General features: G+C 60.3%; 11 protein-coding genes. 8 read left to right on the top strand and 3 right to left on the bottom strand.

The features are described 5' to 3' along the window. Position 1 precedes the first annotated feature (1 nt). From thiL to BCS36_RS03070, 4 genes are all read left to right on the top strand, one after another. Positions 2-1048, top strand: coding sequence for a thiamine-phosphate kinase (gene thiL, locus BCS36_RS03085; protein WP_291301457.1), 1047 nt, complete (start codon positions 2-4; stop codon positions 1046-1048). 246 nt (positions 1049-1294) lie between these two features. After that, positions 1295-1918, top strand: coding sequence for a class II aldolase/adducin family protein (locus BCS36_RS03080; protein ID WP_291301456.1), 624 nt, complete (start codon positions 1295-1297; stop codon positions 1916-1918). Between the two features lie 233 nt (positions 1919-2151). After that, on the top strand, positions 2152-2964 hold the full coding sequence (locus tag BCS36_RS03075; RefSeq protein ID WP_291301455.1) for a DUF4198 domain-containing protein: 813 nt from the start codon (positions 2152-2154) through the stop codon (positions 2962-2964). Between the two features lie 27 nt (positions 2965-2991). Further along, positions 2992-3462, top strand: coding sequence for a hypothetical protein (locus BCS36_RS03070; protein ID WP_291301454.1), 471 nt, complete (start codon positions 2992-2994; stop codon positions 3460-3462). Between the two features lie 263 nt (positions 3463-3725). Here BCS36_RS03070 and BCS36_RS03065 read toward each other — a convergent pair whose 3' ends face one another. The 3 genes from BCS36_RS03065 to BCS36_RS03055 form a co-directional block, all read right to left on the bottom strand. Continuing rightward, positions 3726-4241: a YceI family protein gene (locus BCS36_RS03065; protein WP_291301453.1), complete on the bottom strand. Its 516-nt coding sequence runs from the start codon at positions 4239-4241 to the stop codon at positions 3726-3728. Between the two features lie 519 nt (positions 4242-4760). Further along, complete coding sequence (locus BCS36_RS03060) at positions 4761-5240, bottom strand: DinB family protein (protein WP_291301452.1); 480 nt, start codon at positions 5238-5240, stop codon at positions 4761-4763. A gap of 302 nt (positions 5241-5542) precedes the next feature. Then, positions 5543-6052, bottom strand: coding sequence for a peptidylprolyl isomerase (locus BCS36_RS03055; protein WP_291301451.1), 510 nt, complete (start codon positions 6050-6052; stop codon positions 5543-5545). A 118-nt stretch (positions 6053-6170) separates the two neighbouring features. Here BCS36_RS03055 and mutY point away from each other — a divergent pair, with 118 nt between their 5' ends. The 4 genes from mutY to BCS36_RS03035 all read left to right on the top strand — a co-directional run bounded on the left by mutY (position 6171) and on the right by BCS36_RS03035 (position 22161). After that, on the top strand, positions 6171-7475 hold the full coding sequence (gene mutY, locus BCS36_RS03050) for an A/G-specific adenine glycosylase (protein ID WP_291301450.1): 1305 nt from the start codon (positions 6171-6173) through the stop codon (positions 7473-7475). 102 nt (positions 7476-7577) lie between these two features. Beyond that, entirely contained in the window at positions 7578-9920 is a 2343-nt protein-coding gene (locus BCS36_RS03045; RefSeq protein WP_291301449.1) for a type I secretion system permease/ATPase, read from the top strand. Beyond that, the gene (locus BCS36_RS03040; RefSeq protein WP_291301448.1) at positions 9917-11281 is read left to right on the top strand and encodes an HlyD family type I secretion periplasmic adaptor subunit; all 1365 of its coding nucleotides are present in this window, start codon (positions 9917-9919) and stop codon (positions 11279-11281) included. The genes BCS36_RS03045 and BCS36_RS03040 overlap by 4 nt, the downstream gene beginning before the upstream one ends. 14 nt (positions 11282-11295) lie before the next feature. Next, positions 11296-22161 carry a VCBS domain-containing protein gene (locus tag BCS36_RS03035; protein WP_291301447.1) on the top strand — a complete coding sequence of 3622 codons (10866 nt, stop codon included), beginning with the start codon at positions 11296-11298 and terminating at the stop codon, positions 22159-22161. The last annotated feature ends 284 nt before the right edge of the window (positions 22162-22445 follow it).

Below are 22445 nucleotides of genomic sequence, written 5' to 3'. Positions count from 1 at the left end.
TATGGTTGCGCCCCCAATGTCCAACGGCTCAGCCGCGCCACTGTCGGAAGACCGTATACTGGCCTGCCTGGCCGGATATTTTCCCCAGACCCATCCCTCATTGCTGCTGGGCCGGGGGGATGACTGCGCTGTGCTCAAGGCCGAGCGGCCCCTTTGCGTCAGCAGCGACCTTTTTTTGGAAGACATCCATTTTCGCCGCTCCTACTTTACGCCCGAAGACACTGGCTACAAGGCCCTTGCCGTCAATGTCAGCGATCTGGCGGGCTGCGGCGCGCGGCCCATTGGCTTCACGCTTTGCCTTGGCCTGCCCGCATGGGCGGATATGGAATGGCTCAACAGGTTTTTCAGCGGCATGGCCGAGGTGGCCAGCCAGCACCGCATGGCGCTGGCCGGAGGCGACCTTTCGCGCAGCAAAAGCCTGCACATTTCCATAACCGTCTGGGGCGAGACGGCGGACCCCGGCCATTTTCTGGTGCGGGGCGGCAGCATGCCCGGCGACGTGCTTTTTGTGGTCGGCCCTCTGGGGCTTGCCCGCGTGGGCCTTGCCCAGCTGGAAGCGCAGGGCCGTCAGGCCCTTGAAGTGTGGCCCGCCGCCTGCGCGGCCCACCTGCGGCCCGCCCCCCAAGTGGACGCGGGCCTGATGCTGGCGCGCGCGGGATACAACGCGCGGCCCCCCGCCCTCATGGACCTTTCGGACGGCATCATGCGCGACCTGCCGCGCCTGCTGGGCCTCACAGGAGAACTCAGCGCCGTCTGCCCGGAAAAATGCACGGGCCTTGGCGCGGAAATTGTGCTGCCGCAGGGCCGTCTGCACCCGGAAATACTGCGCTACGCTGCGGCCACTGGCAAAAACCCGGTGCATGAAGCGCTGCTCGGCGGCGAGGACTACGCCCTGCTCGGATCCTGCGCGCCCGATATGCTGCCCCCCCTGCACGCGGCCATTCCCGGCCTGTACAGCATTGGCGTGGTCACAGCTGGTGGCGGCATTGAGTGCAACAACGCGCCGCTGGACAGTCTTGGCGGCGGCTTTGACCATTTCGAGTCCTGAACCGGTTTGGCCTGCGACTCGCAAAGCCGCAGGCGGGATCAGATCGCCTTTGAACAACGAAGCATTTCAAAGGCAACATTTTGCCTGAAGCTGCGTTTTCCGGCAAAATCCACGCCGCGGGAGCGCGCTGCACTCTCGTGCCGCGTTGGAGCATCTGCCCTTTTTCAAGGGCAACATGCCTTAGCGCTCCATACCTCGAAACACTTTTTGGCAACAGATAATAGTCTGTGACCGCAGGAAACACGCATGCACAAGGATTTTCAGTCAGCACCGGAAGTTATGAAGCCTTATGTGGAAGAGATGCGCGACGTCTGCCGGGATGCGTGGACGCAGGGCCTGCTCTCCGGCTGCAACGGCAACGCCAGCCGCCGCCTGCCCGCCCCGCATCAGGACGTTGCGTGCCTGACATGCACAGGGGCCGCCAAGGGCCGTCTTGCCCCGCAGAACTGCTGCCTTGTGGAGATTGAGAGCGCGGCCCCGCTATACGGCGGCCCGGCGTCGACGGAATCCGGCATGCATCTGGCCATTTACCGCGCAAAACCGCAATGCGGAGCAATATTGCACACGCACCCGCGCCGCCTGTTGGCCCTGAGCCTGCGTCTTGAAAAGCAGCATTCCGGGCTGGAAGATTTTTTGCGCCTGCCGCTCTTTGAGGCGGATGTGTGGCGCGCCCGCCTTGGCTTCGCCCTTGCCCTGCCGCCCGGAACAACGGAGCTGGCAGACGCCGTGGCCAGGGCAAGCCTCGACCATCCGGCGGTGTGGATGGCCGGACACGGCCTGTGCAGCACGGGCGCGACCCTGGCCGAAGCGCTTTGCCTGACCGAAGAGCTGGAGCATCTGGCCGCCATACAGCTTTTGAGCATGCGCTGATCAGCTTTCGCCTTTCTGCCCCTCTTCACGCCAACATGAATAAAGGCCCGACAACGGGCTTTTTTGCTGCCAATGGGCAGATTTGCATTGAAAGTACGCGTCCTCGCAGGGCATAGTAACACGATTAATAAAATCGTGGCTTTTTTGCTTGCCAAAAAACATGCCCTTGTGTAGCATCTTTGAAAAATTCGTAACACAATTTCCCATTGCAGCATCTAAACAAGGAGTCTGGCATGAACCTTTTGCAGCAGCTCGGCCATAAGGCAAAACCCATTCTTGGCGGTCTGGCCCTTACAGCCCTGCTGGGAGCGGCCCTGCCCGCGACGGCGCACGAATTTATCCTCAAGCCCGATACGGCCACTCCGGCCGCCGGACAAAAAACCCGTGTGCAGGCCCAGGCTTCGCATGTTTTCATGATCAGCGAAGAAGCGGAAAAGCCCGAAAGCGTGAACCTGCAACTGGTGCAAAAGGGCAAGTCCACTCCCGTAACCCTGACCGAAGACGCCTCGCTTGCCGCCCTTGTGGGCGACATTCTGCTGGCGGACAATGCCCCGGCCCTGCTGGTGGGCCACCGCCTGCCCCAGATATGGAGCGAAACCACGGAGGGCGTGCTTGAAGGCAACCGTGCCCAGCTTGAAGCGCAGGGCAAGAAAGTCCGCTCTGTGGGCAAGTATGAAAAGTTCGCCAAAGCCCTGCTCAACCCCGTCGCCAATGACACGCTGTATAAAACTCCGCAGAACCAGATGCTCGAAATCGTCCTGCTGGACAATCCCGCCGCCGTCAAACCGGGCGGCACGATAAACGTGCAGGTGCTTTTGCGCGGCAAACCCCTGCCGGGCGCTGCCGTGGGCCTGACCCACGACGGCTTCAGCAAGGAAGAAGACGCCTACAAGGTTACGGCCACCACCGATGCTCAAGGCAAAGCCGCCCTCGCCGTGGACAAACCCGCGCTCTGGATGGTTCGCACGGCCACCATTGAAAAAACGCCGGGGACTGACGCCGACGCGCACCACCTGCGGGCCACCTACGTTTTCCCGGTGAAATAACACGACAGCATGCCCATGAGAGTTGCCGTGTTCACAAAAGTTCTCAGTCTGTTTCTGCTCTGCGCCTGCCTTGTGCTGGCAAACGCGCGGCACGCCGTCGGCCATGCCTTGCGTGCCGCCGAAATCCCTCAGGAGCAGGCCGTTGTCATGCAGTTCGCCTATTCCACGGGCGAAGTGCCTGCCTTCGCAAATGTGGAAGTTTACGGCCCGGCCGATGCGGGCATGGAATTCCAGAATGGCCGTACCGACGCCCAGGGACGCTTCGCCTTTGTGCCCAATGCCCCAGGCCAATGGCGGGTGATCATGGCTGACAACATGGGCCACAGAGTAGTGCACGAGACTACTGTGGCCGAAAACGGCGGCGCCGCTCCCACGGCAGACGCCGCCGCTGACGCATGGGGACGTTTTGCCACACCCCTGCGGGCCTTCCTGGGCGTCAGTCTGCTGCTGAATCTGGGAACAATGTCCGTGCTGTGGCGTCAACGCCGCAAGGCGTAAAGCCAAGGTTGGCAACACGGCCAGGAGGCCCGCCCATAGTGGGCGGGCCTCCTTTTTATTTAGGGAACGCTGATGTATTCCGTTTGGCGGACTTGCTTCACTTTTTTTGAAAAGTCGAAGGCGGAAGAGTCCACTCCTGCTTCAAAAAATGATCGCGCCTTGCCAAACGAAATACCAGCGCATTTCCAGAAGGCTCTTCAATCAGCACTTCCTTAAATTATTTCATATTGTTATCTGAAACAATCTCTCTTGCTGAAATTGCGCTACGCGGGCGAGCACTCCGCATCGGCGGAGACGTGTACAATTTCTCCCACCATAGCGGCTGGCTCGTTCACGCCCACGCCAAAATCCTTTCTTTTAATGTCGCCCCACACCTTGAAGCTGCGTGTGGGCTTTTTCGTCATGGGGTTGGTCACCACTTCGCTGCTGCGGAAGTTGAAGGTCACTTCCTTTGCCACGCCGCGTATGGTCAACGTGCCGCTGATCTTGCCCTCGCCCGCCGCCTCAAGCCGCACCTTGCTGCTCTCGAAGGTGATTACGGGGTGCACCGCCGCCTCAAAAAAATCGCCGCTGCGCAGATGTTCGTCGCGCGACGCCACGTCTGTATCAATGCTGGCCGTCTGGGCGGCCATGCGGAATTTCGCGTCGGAAAAGTCGTCCTTGCCTATCTCGGCAGTGACCGTGAACTCGGCAAACCTGCCGGTTATTTCGGTTATGGTGAGATGCCTGACTACAAAGCCAAGGCGGGAATGGGCCGGATCATTCTTCCATGTGGTCATGGTATTCTCCTTGTTTTTTGCCGCCTCTGCACACAATGCACAGTTTTTTCTGCGGGGCAAAAACCCTGGCCACCCGAACTGGGCATGTGTGGAGCGCTTGCAGGCTGCAATGCGCTGGCGGATGCGCGGGCAAGCGCTTGCCGCCAAGGCAACGCGCAACCGTCCGCGAGGGTAAACCGCGTAGCGGGGTCTTCAACTGCGAGATGGTGGAGGCCTATGAGAAGCTATCCCTGGAAGCCCCGCGTCAGACTAAAAAAACCTTGTACTACACAAAAACACTAAAGGTTTTGGGAGGTGGGGGCGTGGGGGAGGGACCCTTTTACAAAAGGGTCCTCCCCCACAAAACCTTTCAATTTGAAAATAGCGTTGCCCTGGCCAGTTTAGTCACGGGATGAATTTTCAGTTATATCAAGGAGAACAAGCCTTTTATGCAGGGAGTGTACTCCGATGGTACTCGACCGGAATAAAATGCGAAGTTCGACGCAGAAATAACTGAAAAGGCGCTCGTGACGACAGTGGCTAAAATACGCCGGGCAGACCATTATCCCGCAGCGCGGCGTCACAGGAACCGATGTGGTAGCAGGTATGACTGGCCAGCATGGCCACCGCCGCGCCATAGGCGACATCACGCCCTATCTTTTTGCTCAGCACCGTGTGAATCCGGGTGAGGTCCTTGTCAGAAAGACCGTCCAGCCAGGCATCAACGCCGACCCGCACGGTTTCGGCATACTCCCGCATGGCATCCTTGCCGATGGCGCAGGGGCCCTGAACCTTGAGCATGAGGGTGGCCATGTCGCAGGGGGCGGCCGCAGGCGCGTCGTTTTCACCAAGAGTGAAAAAATTCAGCACGGCAAGGGCATGTGCAATCTGCTGCCACACGGGCCAGCCGCCGCGCGTTTCACTCCATATCTTGTCGGGGCAGACGTCGATAAACTGCGTCAGAAGGCTCCAGGAATGACGGTACGGGGCCTGAATGGCATTGATAATGTCTCGTGACATGCGTTCCTCCTTTTGGGCGTTGCCGCCATAATGCGTGTGGCTGACGGCCAGGCGCACTGGGCGCGCAGACTTTTTTCGTCTGGTTTTCCACTGCTGCGCGGGCAATTGCCCGGTCTGCGGGCGTCAGCCATTTTTGCCGTAAAAAACCGGGGCACGGCCACACCGGGCCACCGTTTGCCTTCACCATAACCAAAGCCCCCGCCTTGTGCAAAGCGGGGGCTTGAACATGCATCAACCGGCTGACGAAACGCGCCGTCAGCGTATGGCGGCTGCGCCGTCAGGATTTGACAGCGGTACGGATGTTATTCGAAACGGCTGGCGTTGGTGATCATCACCATATCCACAGGCACGTTTTCGTGCATGCCCATGCTCTTGGTTTTCACCTTGGCGATCTTGTCAACCACATCCATACCCTCGGTCACGCGACCAAAGGCGCAGTAGCCCCAACCGTCAAGGGTGGGGGCGCTGTGGTTGAGAAAGTCATTGTCCACCAGGTTGATGAAAAACTGGGCCGTGGCGCTATGCGGGTCGCGGGTGCGGGCCATGGCGATGGTGCCGCGCTCGTTCTTCACGCCGTTGTCGGCCTCATTGGCCACAGGTTCGCGGGTGGACTTTTCGTCCATACGCGCGCCAAGGCCGCCGCCCTGAATCATGAAGCCGGGAATAACGCGGTGGAAGATGGTGTTGGTGTAAAAACCCTCATCCACATATTGCAAAAAGTTGGCAACGGTTTTCGGGGCCTTGTCGGTGAAGAGCTCGATCAAAATGTCGCCGGACGTGGTTTCCAGCAAAACCGTGGGATTGTCAGCCATGATAGCTCCTTTAGTGGTGATGGCACGCGCCTGTGTGAGCGGAAAGCGCGCCCTGAGCCGGAATATAGAGTATGGCCCGAAAGATGACAATGCCTGCCGCCGGGTATAGATTGCTTCCATGCCCGCAAAAAATAAAAAAGCATCCGTCACCGTGTCCGCTGGCAAAAGCGCCGAACAGGCAACCAGCCTTTTGCCGGGCCTTGAGCCTGCCTGCACGCCCGCATCCGGGGCTGAAGCAGTCCCTCATCTGCCGCCTGACAGGCACCTTCCCGCCTTGCGGCAGGCGCTGCTTGACTGGTTTGCCGTCCACCAGCGTGACCTGCCGTGGCGCGCCAGCTACACGCCCTATGAAGTCTGGATTTCAGAAGTCATGCTGCAGCAGACGCAGATGGAACGCGGCGTCAGCTATTTTTTGCGCTGGATGCAGCGCTTCCCGGACATCGCCACTCTGGCCGCCGCGCATGAAGAGGACGTGCTCCGCCAGTGGGAGGGCCTTGGCTACTATTCACGGGCGCGCCACATTCTGGCTGCCGCCCGCAAAATCATGGCGGAACACGGGGGCGTGTTTCCCGCCGATCTTGCGTCCATCCGCGCCTTGCCGGGTGTGGGGCCGTACACGGCCGGGGCCATTGCCAGCATAGCCTTTGGCGAAAAGCTGCCCTGCGTGGACGCCAATGTGGAGCGCGTCATCTCGCGCATTTTTGATGTGGACAGCCCCGTGAAGCAGGATCCGGCCGCAGGCATAATCCACCGCTGGGCCCTGCGCCTTGTGCCTGAAGGCAAATCCCGCGAGCACAATCAGGCCATGATGGAACTGGGGGCTCTCATCTGCCGCAAAAAGCCGCGCTGCGAACTCTGCCCGCTGGCCCGCTTTTGCGTCAGCCGTCATCTGGGCATACAGGACCAGCGGCCAGTGCCGGGCAAGCGCGCCGTCATCACGCCGGTACGCGCGGTCACAGGGGTGCTTCGCATAGGAAAACATATTTTTGTGCAAAAACGTCCCCCTTCCGGCGTATGGGGAAACCTATGGGAATTCCCCGGCGGCAGGGTTGAGCCGGATGAAAGCCCGGAACAGGCCACGGTTCGTGAATTTATGGAAGAAACGGGCTTTGCCGTGCAGGTGGCCGCCAGATATGGCGTCATACGCCACGGCTACACGACCTACCGCCTGACCCTGCACTGCTTTGGCCTTGAACTGGCGAACAGCGGCACAAATGCGCCCATAACGCCGCCTGACAGCGCCTGCCCCACGCCGCCGCAACTCACCGCCGCCACCCAATACCGATGGGCAACCCCTAAAGAACTGGAGGGCCTGGCCATGCCCGCAGCGCACCGTAAGCTTGCGGACAGCCTTTTTGGCCCGTCCGGCGAAGGGTCCTTGCCGCACGCGCCTCATCAGGAAAAACAGGGCAGACTTTTCTGATATTCACGAGTACTTAGAAAATAACGTATTTCCTCTTGCCTTTTCTATATAATGTTTCTTATTATTGAATAGAGAGAAGAGGATGTCCTGCAAAAGGCAGGCATGAGGCAAGAGCTAGATTTTGCGCCTGATATGGACCTCAAGGCCGTGTCAGACAGCATACCCGAAAGCGCGGACCATACGCCGTCCTTCGCCCATTCGTTGCGCACGCTGCTGCGCCTTCTGGGCAAGCCGGTATCACTCCCTTTGTTGCTCAGCGGCATACGCGGCGGCCCAAGTTCAGATTCTCCCTCGGCCTGTCTGCGCTCTGCCAAACGCTACGGACTCGACGCTCGCATAGTGCGCCGCAAAAATCTCAACAGTATTTCCCCCCTTGTGCTCCCCTGCATTCTGCTGCTCAAAAACGATCTGAGCTGCGTTCTGCTCAAGCAGGATGCCGGAGCAGGCACGGCTGAAGTCATCTTTCCCGAAGAAGGCGACCACCCCAAGAGCGTAAACCGCCAGGAGCTGGAGTCCCAGTACACTGGCTACGCTGTTTTCGGCAGCCTCACGGGCAAGCTGGACGCCCGCGCCCGCATAGCCCTGCCCGTCACCAGGCGCTGGTTCTGGGACGTCATCGGCCACTACATGCCGCTGTACAAGCATGTGATCATCGCCACGGTCATCATCAATCTTCTGGGCGTGGCGGGCTCGCTCTTCGCCATGAACGTCTATGACCGCGTTGTTCCCAACCAGGCAGAAGAAACATTGTGGGTGCTGGCCTCGGGCGTGCTGCTGGCCTATATGGTCGACTTCATCCTGCGCAATGTGCGCGGCTATTTTGTGGATCTCGCCGGACGCAATGCCGATGTGGTGCTGTCCAGTAAACTTATGGAAAAGGTGCTTAATCTGCGCATGGACGCAAAGCCCGATTCCACCGGCGCGCTGGTAAACAACCTCAGCGGATTCGAGTCGTTACGGGATTTCTTCAGTTCAGGCAGTCTGGTTGTTCTGGCCGACCTGCCTTTTCTTGTCATCTTTCTCAGCCTCATATTTCTTATTGGCGGCCCCATTGTGAGCGTGCCCCTGGCGGCCGTGCCCCTTATGGTGGGGCTGGGCCTTCTGCTGCAACTGGGCGCGCGGCGACATGCCGCCTCCAACTATCTGCTGAACATGCAAAAACACGCCCTGCTGGTCGAAATCGTGCACGGGCTTGAAGCTGTCAAAACCAGCCGGGCCGAAAGCCGCCTGCTCAACCTGTGGGAGCAGGTCTGTGACGCCTCGGCGGAGACCTCGCGCATGGCCCGCCGCTATGCCACCCTGACCCTCAGCGTGTCGAGCGGCCTCAGCCAGCTTGTGTCCGTGGGGGTCATCGTGTGGGGCGTATACCGCATCATGGACAATTCAATGACCATGGGCGGCCTCATTGCCTGCAACATCCTGGCTGGCCGGGCCATGGCCCCGCTCATGCAACTGGCGGGCATGATCTCGCGCCTGCACCAGTCGCGTATGGCTCTTGCCGCGCTGAACTCCATTATGGAACTGCCCACCGAAGACCCGGCCGAGACCGACAAAACGGACTTCGGCCTGCTGCAGCCCGCCTTTACCTTCGACCACGTGAGCTTCAGTTATCCGGGGGCAAAGCACAATTCGCTGTCCGACGTGAGCTTTACCATACGGCCTCACGAAAAGGTGGCCATCATCGGCCGTATGGGTTCGGGCAAATCCACCATTGGCAGGCTCATGACAGGGCTCTATACGCCTCAGGACGGGGCCGTGCGCTTTGGCGGCGTTGACCTGCGGCAGATGGACGCCGTCAACCTGCGGGGCCGCATAGGCTATCTGCCCCAGGACGTGACCCTTTTCTACGGCTCCATACGCGACAACATCGCGCTGGACGATCCCGGCATCGAGGATCAGCGGGTGCTGCGGGCCGCGTATCAGGCGGGAGCCACGGACTTTATCCGCGCGCTGCCCGGAGGCCTGGGCGCGCCCGTAGGCGAACAGGGGCTCGCCATTTCCGGCGGACAGCGTCAGTCCGTCGCCCTGGCCCGCGCCCTTTTGCACGACCCCGAAGTGCTCATCCTTGACGAGCCCACAAGCAATATGGACAAGGCCACCGAAAGTCTGCTGCGCACCCGCCTTGCCAAACTGGCCGAAAACAAGACCCTTGTTCTCATCACGCACAGGGCCAGCCTGCTGGCTCTCGTGAACCGGCTCATCATCATCGACAACGGGCGCGTTGTGGCAGACGGCCCCCGCGACGAAGTGCTTGAAGCCATAAACAGCCAGACCTCGCAAAAACGCCAGCCTGCCGACGCGGCGGCCAGCGAAAGGCAAAACGGCAATCTGCCCGCCGGGCAGGCCGCGAGCGAGGCAACGGCAACCACAGTAAAACTCGCGCCAGCGCCGAATCTCGCGCGTGCCGGAGGCGCGCCCGAAAGCGGCATGAGAGGAGCAGCATGAGCGCCCTGGTGAACTTTTGGAGGCGGTTGTTCGGCCTCTCCACATTGCACGAAGAAGAACACCTGCCCTACATGAACAAGGTGGATGCGGCCCTGCAACGCAAAGGCAGGGTGGAGGCCGTTTTTCTCTCTCTGGGCACTGCGGTATTGCTGTGCATTCTTGTCTTCTGGGCGGCCTGGGCCTCCATTGACGAGGTCACGCGCGGCCAGGGGCAGGTGGTGGCCGCCAGCGGCACCCAGGTCATACAAAACCTTGAGGGCGGCATTTTGCGCGAAGTTCTGGTGCGCGAGGGGCAGGTGGTTGAAAAAGACCAGCCGCTTGCGCGGCTGGACAACCTTGGCGCGGCCAGCCAGTACACCGACGCCCTGACCAAGGCGCTGGAAAACCGCGTGGCCCTCGTTCGCCTTGAAGCGGAAAAAAGTGCTGCGCCCCCGATATTTGACGTGGAACTGCTGACTTCGGCCCCGCAGGTCGTGGCCGACCAGGAAGAAATGTACCACAGCCGCCGTGAGCGCTTTTTGTCAGAGATGGCCATGCTGACCTCGCAGCACCGGCAACGCCTCAAGGATGTGGACGAGCAGCGCGGGCGCAAAAACCAGCTTGAGCACAACCTTGCCCTGGCCGAAGAACGCCGCGACCTGGCCAAGCCGCTGGAGGCGCGCAAGCTTTACCCCAGGGTGGACTACCTCGACCTTGAGCAACGCGTTGTGACCCTGCGCGGGGATCTCGAAGCTGTTTCCGCATCCTTGGGCAAAGCCGAGGAGGCCGCCCTTGAGGTCGAACGCAAACTGAACCTGCACAAGGCCGAATACGATTCTGAAATCACCGCCGAAATCAACAAGCGACGCACAGAACTGACATCGCTTCAGGCCATGCTCTCTGCCGGGGGCGATCGTGTCACCCGCACCGAACTGCGCTCTCCGGTACGGGGCACGGTTAAAAGGGTCATCATCAACACGCTCGGCGGCGTGGTGCGCTCTGGCGACCCCATCATGGAAATCGTGCCCCTGGACGACACGCTGCTGGTTGAGGCGCGCATCCGGCCGGCCGACATCGCTTTCATCCATGCGGACCAGCGGGCCATGGTCAAGATATCGGCCTATGATTTTTCCATCTATGGCGGCCTTGAGGCCGTGGTGGAACAGATCAGCGCAGACACCATTGAAGACAAAAAAAGCGAGTTTTTCTACCTCGTCAAACTGCGCACCAAGAAGAATGAAATTGTCTACCGCAATGAGCACCTGCCCATCATACCGGGCATGGTGGCCGGAGTGGAAATAGTTTCCGGCAAAAAAACAGTACTGGATTACCTGCTCAAACCTCTGCTCAAGGCACAACAAAACGCCATGAGAGAACGATAGATCGCGAGGCTCATATGCTTGCTTCACATCCCCTGTACATGCCCCCTCCTGGCCATCAGACAGTGCTCAAAGGCTTTACGCCCCAGTCACGTATTGAGCTGAATTTTTCCATGAAGGGGCTTTTTGTCGGACTGGAAGGATACAATCTCGTCTTTTCACGCAATGACGGCTCCCGGCTGGTTCTTGAGGACTATCTGGCTCCGCCTCACTCCGGCATGCAGTACGCGGTGGCTGGCCCCGGCCAGTCTGTGGCGTCCCTGGTGGAAGCGGCGCACCCGGCCATCATCGTTAATGGCAAGGAAATGTCGCCATCTTTCTTTTTCTCCTCACTGGGCGAGGAGGGCATGCCCGAACCGGGCATAGCCTATGCGCGCAACGCATCTTTTCGGGACTATGAGCATGACAACCTCCATGAGGGCGTTGACGCTTTGAACGCCCTTGGCTTTAACGACGCGTGGATGCGTCGCGGCAGGCTGGGGACGGATCACGATGACGCCGTGGGGCAAAGTCTGTTGCATACCGGGACTGGCGGCCTCTTTGCCGGCGGCTTTGGCGGCAGGCGGGCAGGCGGGTCGGGGTCGGGCACTGGTTCGGGTGCAGGAACAGGGCCAGGAACTGGCACTGGCACTGGCCCAGGTACTGATACTGGCGCTGGCCCGGGTACAGGTACAGGGCCAGGAACTGGCACAGGTCCTGGCACTGGTACAGGCCCTGGCGGACCAGATCCAGGTACTGGGCCTGGCGGGCCAGATCCGGGCACAGGCCCTGGCACTGGCGGAGGCGCTACTGGCCCCACCGCGCTGGCGGCCCATGCCAGCCTGACTGAAGACGATACGGATGTAGCCGGCCAGATCCCCATGCCGCAGAACGCGGCAGGACAAAACCTGTCATTTGTGGCGCAAAACGGCATCCTGGGCCAATACGGAACCTTCAGCGTCGACGCCAATGGCTCCTATTCGTACCAGTTGAACAACACGCTTCCCAGCGTCCAGGGCCTTGGGGAAGGCCAGACGCTTACAGAAACCTTCACCTACACTGTGGACGACGGCGCGGGCGGCACCACCTCCAACACGGTCACCATTACCATCAATGGCCTCAATGACGCGCCCACTGTCGATTCCGCCGCCACCTCCATACTTGAAGACCAGGACCACACCACAGGCACTCTGCCCACGCCGCAGGATGTCGACGCTGGCGACTCCCCCCAGTATCTGACGCAGGCAAACTCGGCAGGCCTGTACGGCAACCTCAGCCTCAATGCCGACGGCACCTACACCTACACGCTGGACAACAGCCTGCCCGCTGTCCAGCAATTGGGCACGGGCGACTTTTTGACGGAAACTTTCACCTATACGGTGGATGACGGGCACGGGGGCACAGCCACTGGCAACCTTGTCATCACCATACACGGAACCAACGACGTGCCCACTGTGTCGGCCGCCACTGCTGCGGTGGACGAGGACGGCCCCGTGCTCATGGGTGTTCTGCCCACGCCCCAAGATGTGGACGCGAACGATGTGCCGATGTTCATACCGCAAACCGGCAGTGTGGGGGCATACGGCGTGCTTACCGTGGATGCCCAGGGCAACTACAGCTATGTTCTGGACAACTCGCGCCCGGAAATTCAGGCCCTCAGCCAGGGCGACACGCTCACAGAGCAATTTGTTTTTACCGTTACGGACGGTCAGAGCTACGTCAGCAAAACACTGACCATCACCATCAACGGCACCAACGACGCGCCCACCGTGGCGGCTTCATCAGCCGCGCTGACAGAGCATCAGGGCCTTGTGGGCGGAACCCTGCCGACCCCGCAGGATGTGGATGCCAATGACACCCTGAACTTCATTGAGCAGCACAATGCTCCCGGGCAGTATGGCAGCTTCAGCGTGGACGCCGCCGGCAACTATACCTACGTGCTCAACTACGCCGCGCCCGATCTCCTGCATTTGGCCGAGGGGCAGCAACTTACTGAAGTTTTTACCTATACGGTGTACGACAACCATGGCGGCATGGCCTCCAACACCATTACCATCACCATCAACGGCGCCAATGACGCCCCGCATGTCAGCGCCGCCACGGCTTCCATCAACGAGGATGACCCCAGCATCAGCGGCACCCTGCCCGCCCCCACAGACGTGGACGCGGGCGATGTGGTGCAGTTCGTGCCCAAGACAGATGCTCCCGGCCAGTACGGCAGCTTCACCTTACATGCGGACGGCAGCTACACCTACACGCTCAACAACTCTATGGCGGCAGTACAGCAGCTTGGCGTTGGCAGCCAACTCATCGAAACATTTACCTATACCGTCAAGGACCAGCACGGCGCTACCGGCGCCAACACCATCACCATCACCATCAACGGCACCAACGATGCCCCGCAGATCAGTGCGGACAGCAGAACCATCACTGCGGGTGAGCCAAGCGTTACCGGAACCCTGCCGACGCCTGTGGACCCGGACTCGGGCGACGTGGTGGAGTATGTGCCAAAGACGTATGTGGGGCAGTACGGCGTATTTACCCAGGCCGAGGGTTCCTTTGCCTATATACTCAATAACTACCTGCCTGCGGTGCAAAAACTGGGCGTTGGCGACCAGCTTACCGAGGTGTTTACATACACCGTTAGAGACCAGCACGGCGCTACTGCCTCCAACACCATTACCATCACCATCAACGGCGCTAACGATGCGCCTCAGGTCAGCGCCGCCGTGGCGTCCATTGATGAAGACGTCGCCAGCATCAGCGGCAACCTGCCCACGCCCACGGACATTGACACGGGGGACGTGGTGCAGTTCGTGCCCCAGGCAGATGCTCCCGGCCAGTACGGCAGCTTCACCTTGCAGGCGGACGGCACCTACACCTACACGCTCAATAACGCACTGCCGGTCGTCCAGCAGCTTGGCTCTGGATCGCAACTGACCGAAACCTTTACCTATACTGTAACGGACCTGCACGGAGCCACCGCATCCAACACCATCACCATCACCATCAACGGCGCCAATGACGCTCCGCAGGTCAGCGCGGCGGTCGCAGCCATCAATGAAGATGATGCCAGCATCAGCGGCGCCTTGCCCACCCCCACAGATGTGGACTCGGGAGACGTGGTGCAGTTCATGCCCCAGGCAGATGCTCCCGGCCAGTACGGCAGCTTTACTCTGCTGGCGGACGGCACTTACACCTACACGCTCAACAATGCTCTGGACGTAGTGCAGCAGCTTGGCGTGGGCGCGCATCTTACCGAAACCTTTACCTATACCGTCACGGACCAGCACGGTGCTACTGCCTCCAATACCATTACCATCACCATCAACGGCGCCAATGATGCCCCGCAGGTCAGCGCGGCTGTCATCCTTGTTCCCAATAACGCCACCGACGTCAGTGGAACCCTGCCCATGCCCACAGACGTGGATGCGGGCGACGTTCCGCAATACATCGCGCAAAACACTGTCGGCCAGTTCGGCACCTTTACCCTGCAGCCCGACGGCAGCTATACCTTCAGCCTCGACAACTCCCTGCCAGCGGTGGCGCAGCTCGGCGCTGGCGAGCAGCTTACGGAAACATTCACCGCCACCGCCACAGACCCGCACGGGGCGACCTCGTCCAGCACCATTACCATCACCATCAACGGCGCCAACAGCGCGCCGCAGGTCAGCGCCGCTACGGCTTCCATCTATGAAGATACCCCCAGCATCAGCGGAGCCCTGCCCACGCCCACGGATGTAAACGCCAATGACGTGGTGCTCTTCGTACCCCAGACAGATGCTCAGGGGCAGTACGGCAGCTTCACTCTGCAGGCGGACGGCAGCTACACCTACACGCTCAACAATGCCCTGGACGCAGTACAGCAGCTTGGCGTGGGCGCGCATCTTACCGAAACATTTACCTATACCGTCACGGATCAGCACGGCGCTACGGCGTCCAACACCATTACCATCACCATCAACGGCGCCAATGACGCGCCGCAGGTCAGCGCCGCCGTCATCACCGTTCCCGGTGACGCCACCGACGTCAGTGGAACCCTGCCCATGCCCACAGACGTGGATGCGGGCGACATTCCGCAGTACGTAGCGCAGAACACGGTGGGCCAGTTTGGCACCTTCACCCTGCAGCCCGACGGCAGCTACACCTTTACCCTCGATAACTCCCTGCCAGCGGTGGCGCAGCTCGGCGCTGGCGAGCAGCTTTCCGAAACCTTCACCGCCACCGTCACAGACCCGCACGGGGCGACCTCGTCCAGCACCATCACCATCACCATCAACGGCACCAACAGCGCGCCGCAGGTCAGCGCCGCTACGGCCAGTATCTTTGAGGATGATGCGGGCATCAGCGGCAATCTGCCCACGCCCACGGACGTGAATGCAAATGACGTGGTACTGTTCGTGCCCCAGGCAGATGCTCAGGGGCAGTATGGCAGCTTCAGTCTGCAGGCGGACGGCAGCTATACCTACACCCTCAACAACGCCCTGGCAGCAGTGCAACAACTTGGCGTGGGCGCGCAACTGACCGAAACATTTACCTATACCGTCACGGATCAGCACGGCGCTACGGCGTCCAACACCATTACCATCACCATCCACGGAACCAATGACGCCCCGCAGGTCAGCGCGGCCGTCATCGCTGTTCCCAGCGACGCCACCGACGTCAGCGGAACTCTGCCCATGCCCACAGACGTGGATGCGGGCGACATTCCACAGTACGTAGCGCAGAACACGGTGGGCCAGTTTGGCACCTTCACCCTGCAGCCCGACGGCAGCTACACCTTCACCCTCGACAACTCCCTGCCAGCGGTGCAGCAGCTTGGTGTAGGCGACCAGCTTTCCGAAACCTTCACCGCCACAGTAAAAGACCCGCATGGGGCCACATCAACCAGCACCATTACCATCACCATCAATGGCGCCAACAGCGCGCCGCAGGTCGACGCCGCAACGGCTTCCATCTATGAAGATACCCCAAGCATCAGCGGCAATCTGCCCACGCCCACGGATGTGAACGCGGGAGATGTGGTGGCGTTCATACCCCAGGCCAACGTCCTCGGACAGTACGGCAGCTTTACCCTGCAGGCGGACGGCAGCTACACCTACACGCTCAACAATGCCCTGGCCGCTGTGCAGCAGCTTGGCGTGGGCAGCCATCTGACTGAAACCTTCACCTATACTGTCACGGACCAGCACGGCGCTACGGCGTCCAACACCATTACCGTCACCATCAACGGCGCCAACGACGCACCGCAGGTCAGCGCGGCGGTCATCTTTATTCAAAATGATGAAACCAGCGTCAGTGGAAATCTGCCCGCGCCCACAGACGTGGATACGGGCGACATCCCGCACTACATAGCGCAGACCATTGCTGGCAACTTTGGCACTTTCACCCTGCAGGCCGACGGCAGCTACACCTTTACCCTCGACAGCTCCCTGCCAGCGGTACAGCAACTCGGCACAGGCGGCATGCTTACGGAAACGTTCACCGCCACCGTCACAGACCAGCATGGGGCAACCACGTCCAGCACCATAACGCTCACCATTCATGGCACCAACACCGCACCGCAGGTCAGCGCGGCGGTTGCGTCCATCAATGAAGATGATCCCAGCATCAGCGGCGCTCTGCCCACGCCCACGGACGTGGATGCGGGCGACAGCGTGCACTTTGTGTCCCAGACCAACGCTCCCGGCCAGTTTGGCAGCTTCACCCTGCATGCGGACGGCGCCTACACCTATACGCTCAACAACGCTCTGGCTGCTGTGCAGCAACTTGGCGTTGGCGCTCAACTGACAGAAACCTTTACCTTTACCGTTATGGATCAGTTCGGCGCAACGGCATCAAACACCATAACCATCACCATCAACGGCACCAATGACAATCCGCAGGTCAGCGCGGCGGTCGCTTCCATTAATGAAGATGTTGCCGCCATCAGCGGCACTTTGCCCACGCCCACGGACGTGGATACGGGCGACAGCGTGCACTTTATGCCCCAGGTCGACGCTCCCGGCCAGTACGGCAGCTTCACCCTGCAGGCGGACGGCAGCTACACATACACCCTCAACAACGCCCTGCCGGTCATCCAGCAGCTTGGCGTTGGCGCTCAACTGACCGAAACATTTACCTATACCGTCACGGACCAGCACGGCGCTACTGGCACAAATACCATCACCATTACCATCAATGGAACCAACGACGCACCGCAGGTCAGCGCCGCCGTGGCCAGCATCAATGAAGATGTTCCCAGCATCAGCGGCGTTCTGCCCGCCCCCACGGACGTGGATGCGGGCGACAGCGCGCACTTCACACCCCAGGCCAATGCTCCCGGCCAATACGGCAGCTTCACCCTGCAGGCGGACGGCAGCTATACCTACGCGCTGAATAATGCCCTGCCGGTTGTCCAGCAGCTTGGCGTCGGCAGCCAACTGACCGAAACATTTACCTATACCGTCACGGACCAGCACGGCGCTACAGCCACAAACACCATCACCATCACCATCAACGGAACCAATGACGCACCGCAGGTCAGCGCCGCCGTAGCCAGCATCAATGAAGACGATGCCGCCATCAGCGGCACACTGCCCGCTCCCACGGATGTGGACGCGGGCGACAGCGTGCACTTCGTACCCCAGGCCAATGCCCCCGGCCAGTACGGCAGTTTCACCCTGCTTGCGGACGGCAGCTATATCTATGCGCTCAACAACGCCCTGGCCGCTGTGCAGCAGCTTGGCGTAGGCGCACACCTGACCGAAACCTTTACCTATACCGTCACGGACCAGCACGGCGCTACAGCCACAAATACCATCACCATCACCATCAACGGAACCAATGACGCACCGCAGGTCAGCGCCGCCGTCATTTTTGTGCCCAACAACCTCACTGATGTCAGTGGAACCCTGCCCACGCCCACAGACGTGGACTTGGGCGACATCCCGCATTACATAGCGCAAAATACCGTCGGCCAGTTTGGCTCCTTCACACTCCAGCCCGACGGCAGCTATACCTACGCGCTCAACAACTCCCTGCCAGCCGTGGCGCAGCTTGGCGCGGGCGAGCAGCTTTCCGAAACATTCACCGCCACCGTAACAGACCAGCATGGGGCGACCACGTCCAGCAGCATTACCATCACCATCAACGGCACCAACAGCGCGCCGCAGGTCAGCGCCGCCACGGCTTCCATCAATGAAGATGATGCGCCCATAAGCGGCACCTTGCCCACACCCACGGATGTGAACGCCAATGACGTGGTGCAGTTTGTGCCTCAGGCCAACGCTCCCGGCCAATACGGCAGCTTCACTCTGCAGGCGGACGGCGCCTATACCTACGCGCTCAATAATGCCCTGTCGGTCGTCCAGCAGCTTGGCGTTGGCGCACAACTTACCGAAACATTTACCTATACCGTCAAGGATCAGCACGGCGCTACAGCCACAAACACCATCACCATCACCATCAACGGAACCAATGACGCCCCGCAGGTCAGCGCCGCGGTGACGTCCATCAATGAAGATACTCCCAGCATCAGCGGAACGTTGCCCACACCAACGGACGTGGATACGGGCGACAGCCTGCACTTCGTGCCCCAGACCAATGCTCCCGGCCAGTACGGCAGCTTCACCCTGCAGGCCAACGGCAGCTACACCTACGCGCTCAACAATGCCCTGGCCGCTGTGCAGCAGCTTGGCGCTGGAGCGCAACTTACTGAAACATTTACCTATACCGTCACGGACCAGCACGGCGCTACCGCCACAAACACCATCACCATCACCATCAACGGGGCCAATGACGCTCCGCAGGTCAGCGCCGCAGTGGCCAGCATCAATGAAGATGTTCCCAGCATCACCGGTTCCCTGCCTGCTCCCACGGACGTGGACGCGGGCGACAGCGCGCACTTTGTGCCCCAGACCAATGCTCCCGGCCAGTATGGCACCTTCACCCTGCAGGCGGACGGCACTTACACCTACGCGCTCAATAACGCCCTGGCGGTCGTCCAGCAGCTTGGCGTGGGCAGCCAGCTGACCGAAACCTTTACCTATACCGTCACGGACCAGCACGGCGCTACGGCTTCAAACACCATCACCATCACCATCAACGGAACCAATGACGCCCCGCAGGTCAGCGCCGCAGTGGCCAGCATCAATGAAGATGTTCCCAGCATCAGCGGCGCACTGCCCACGCCCACGGATGTGGACGCGGGCGACACGCTAAGCTTCCTGTCCCAGGCCTCCACCCAGGGGCTCTACGGCAGCTTCACCCTGCAGGCCAACGGCAGCTACACCTACGAGCTCAACAGCGCCCTGCCGGCTGTCCAGCAGCTTGGCGTGGGAGCGCACCTGACCGAAACCTTTACCTATACCGTCACGGACCAGCACGGCGCTACGGCTTCAAACACCATCACCATCACCATCAACGGAACCAATGACGCCCCGCAGGTCAGCGCCGCCGTAGCCAGCATCAATGAAGGCGACGTCAGCATCAGCGGCGCACTGCCCACGCCCACGGATGTGGACGCGGGCGACACGGTAAGTTTTCTGTCCCAGGCTTCCACCCAGGGGCTGTACGGCAGCTTTACCCTGCAGGCCAACGGCGCCTATACCTACACGCTCAACAACGCCCTGCCAGCCGTCCAGCAGCTTGGCGAAGGGCAACACCTCACCGAAACATTTACCTATACGGTCAAGGATCAGCACGGAGCCGCAGCCTCCAGCACCATGACCATCACGATCAACGGAACCAATGACAATCCCGTCATTGCACCCATTGTCACAACGCCCTTGAAGGAAGACAGCATCCTGACGTCATCCGGCACGCTTACGGTGACGGATATAGACCTGGGCGACTCGCCCGTGTTTCAGGCGCAGAATATGGCAGGCCTTTACGGCAGCTTTGTACTCAACAGCAACGGCGCATACGTCTATACGCTCAATAACAGCCTGCCTGCCGTGCAGGGCTTGGGGCATGGCGAACAGCTTGTGGAAACGTTTACCGTGGCAGCCAATGACGGGCACGGCGGCATTGCCGCACGCACGATTTCCTTCACCATCAACGGCACCAATGACGCGCCTTCGGTTGGTTCCGCCACGGTAAGCATGAACAATGCAACGGACAAACTCTACGGCAAACTGCCCACCCCCACGGACCCGGACAACACGCTCGACAATATTATCAGCGACAATGTGACCTTTGTTGCGCGGCCACATGTGCATGGCGATTACGGCACATTTTCGCTGAATGCTGACGGTTCATATGTCTACAACCTCAACACGGGGCTGTTGTCTGTATTGTTGCTTACACTGGGAGCTAAGCTCACAGATAGATTCTCATATACTGTTGTAGACGAACACGGCGCATCCGCCAGCAATTTTATTGACATCGTCATTACAGGCGGTCTGCTGGGCAGCATCAGCCTCACCACAGTGCTTGACGGCGCAACAAGCCTGTTGGGCAACCTGCTGGTGCCCGAATTCTCCAATGCCACATTCTCTCTGCAAAGCAGCCCGCAAGGGCAGTACGGCACGCTTACCCTCAACAGCAACGGCACATATACCTACAACCTCTCGGCTCAGGGCATAAGTGAAAGCCAAAAACTCGGTGAAGGCGAAACCTCCACAGACGTTTTTATGGTAAAAGTCACGTCCGGCTTAAAGTCCGTGGTCACCCCGCTGACCATCACCATCGTCGGCTCCAATGACGCGCCGACAGTCCAGCCATCCCAGCTTTCCGTTTCAGAAGACGACGTTGCCGCCATGTACGGCCAGCTTGTCATGGCTGACCCGGACAGGTCGGACACGCCAAGGGCCGTACCCCAGACCACCGAAGGCCAGTACGGCACCTTCTATCTCAACCCCAACGGATCCTACACCTATGTGCTGAACAAGGACTCCGCCGTCGTAAAGGCCCTGAACAACGGCGATACGCTTGACGAAGTCTTCACCGTCACCGTGGTCGACGGGCATGGCGGCGCAGCTCAAAGCACAGTAACCGTGACCATCCACGGCTCCGGAGAGGCCCCCCTCATACAGGGCGCGAGCGCCATGCGCCTCTTCTTTGCCTCCGACGAAGTGAACGCCTCCACTGACCATGATCAGCTGCAGGCAGCCACAGAAGACCACAACACCACCGCCCAGAGCAGCCATGACGCTGCCTACCACGCCGACCTCAGTGAGAGCGTGCCAGCAGCCGACAGCAGTACGCAAACCGGGCACGAAAATACTCAGAGCGACGCTCCCGCAGCCGCAGCCGCAGTCACGCCGGAAACAGCGGAACACGCCCCCGCTGAAAGCCATACTGCCTCCACGGCTGAGGACAGCGTCCAGGAACAGGCGCACGCAGATCTGAATGTGACCCACGCGGATACGGCGAACACCGATGAAGAGCACGCCAATGCAGCGAGCGCCAATGCCGCGCACACGGACGCCAGCCATACGGTCGCAGCGCACGCGGACGTGGACCTCACGGCCACAGGCAACGCGGAAACAGAGCATGCCGTGGCCACAGCCGAAACGCCCGCCGTGCACATCGACACGCTGGATGAAGAGCTGGCCGACAGCTTCATGAACGACCAAACCAGCCCCCTGATCATTGACATTGAAGACGCCCTGCCCCCCGCCGCGCAAGGAACTGACGCCACAACCGGCGCACAGCCCCCGGCCTTGCAGGACGACAGTCTCTTCCCTGTGGAAACGCAAAGTCCCGGAGCTTTGGCCAACGCCGCCGATACTGCGGCGCACGACGCCATGACGACATCTCCCGAGCAGCCGACGCAGGCGCAGACCGCGAGCACAAGCCCGCAACCGCAAAGTGAGGAAGCACAGTCCGCCCCTGCCGCCGCAGCCCAAGGGCCGGACATTATGGAAAGCGAAGTCGACCAGATGACCGTGTTGCAGCATTTGACGCAGAATGGTCATTAGAGCCTTTGATTTTGAAATGCCTTGTGGGGGAGGGACCCTTTTGCAAAAGGGTCCCTCCCCACGCCCCCACCCCCTAAAACTCTTGGTATGTTTTAGAGCAGTTAACCAATGAAAGGACTTCACCGCTCTGCAAGGATTTTTAAGAAAATCCTTGCCGCGAAATGCGGGCAGGCAGCCTTAGCCTGCCGCACGCGAGCATTTCAAGTGTAAATGCTCGCGTAGCGAAGGCGGTTGCTGACCCGAAGCAGGGCTTCAAAAACAGCGTCGCTGAGGCAGCGCGCCAC

This window comes from Desulfovibrio sp. MES5 (genome assembly GCF_002237645.1).
Classification (GTDB): domain Bacteria; phylum Desulfobacterota; class Desulfovibrionia; order Desulfovibrionales; family Desulfovibrionaceae; genus Desulfovibrio.
The sequence above is the reverse complement of the archived record's forward strand: the minus strand, read 5'-3'. Positions and strand labels throughout refer to the sequence as shown.

Bases quoted from the DNA above. Each gene is read 5' to 3' on its own strand.
- thiL (WP_291301457.1), top strand. From the start codon at position 2: ATGGTTGCGCCCCCAATGTCCAACGGCTCAGCCGCGCCACTGTCGGAA.
- BCS36_RS03080 (WP_291301456.1), top strand. From the start codon at position 1,295: ATGCACAAGGATTTTCAGTCAGCACCGGAAGTTATGAAGCCTTATGTG.
- BCS36_RS03075 (WP_291301455.1), top strand. From the start codon at position 2,152: ATGAACCTTTTGCAGCAGCTCGGCCATAAGGCAAAACCCATTCTTGGC.
- BCS36_RS03065 (WP_291301453.1), bottom strand. From the start codon at position 4,241: ATGACCACATGGAAGAATGATCCGGCCCATTCCCGCCTTGGCTTTGTA.
- BCS36_RS03060 (WP_291301452.1), bottom strand. From the start codon at position 5,240: ATGTCACGAGACATTATCAATGCCATTCAGGCCCCGTACCGTCATTCC.
- BCS36_RS03055 (WP_291301451.1), bottom strand. From the start codon at position 6,052: ATGGCTGACAATCCCACGGTTTTGCTGGAAACCACGTCCGGCGACATT.
- mutY (WP_291301450.1), top strand. From the start codon at position 6,171: ATGCCCGCAAAAAATAAAAAAGCATCCGTCACCGTGTCCGCTGGCAAA.
- BCS36_RS03045 (WP_291301449.1), top strand. From the start codon at position 7,578: ATGAGGCAAGAGCTAGATTTTGCGCCTGATATGGACCTCAAGGCCGTG.
- BCS36_RS03040 (WP_291301448.1), top strand. From the start codon at position 9,917: ATGAGCGCCCTGGTGAACTTTTGGAGGCGGTTGTTCGGCCTCTCCACA.
- BCS36_RS03035 (WP_291301447.1), top strand. From the start codon at position 11,296: ATGCTTGCTTCACATCCCCTGTACATGCCCCCTCCTGGCCATCAGACA.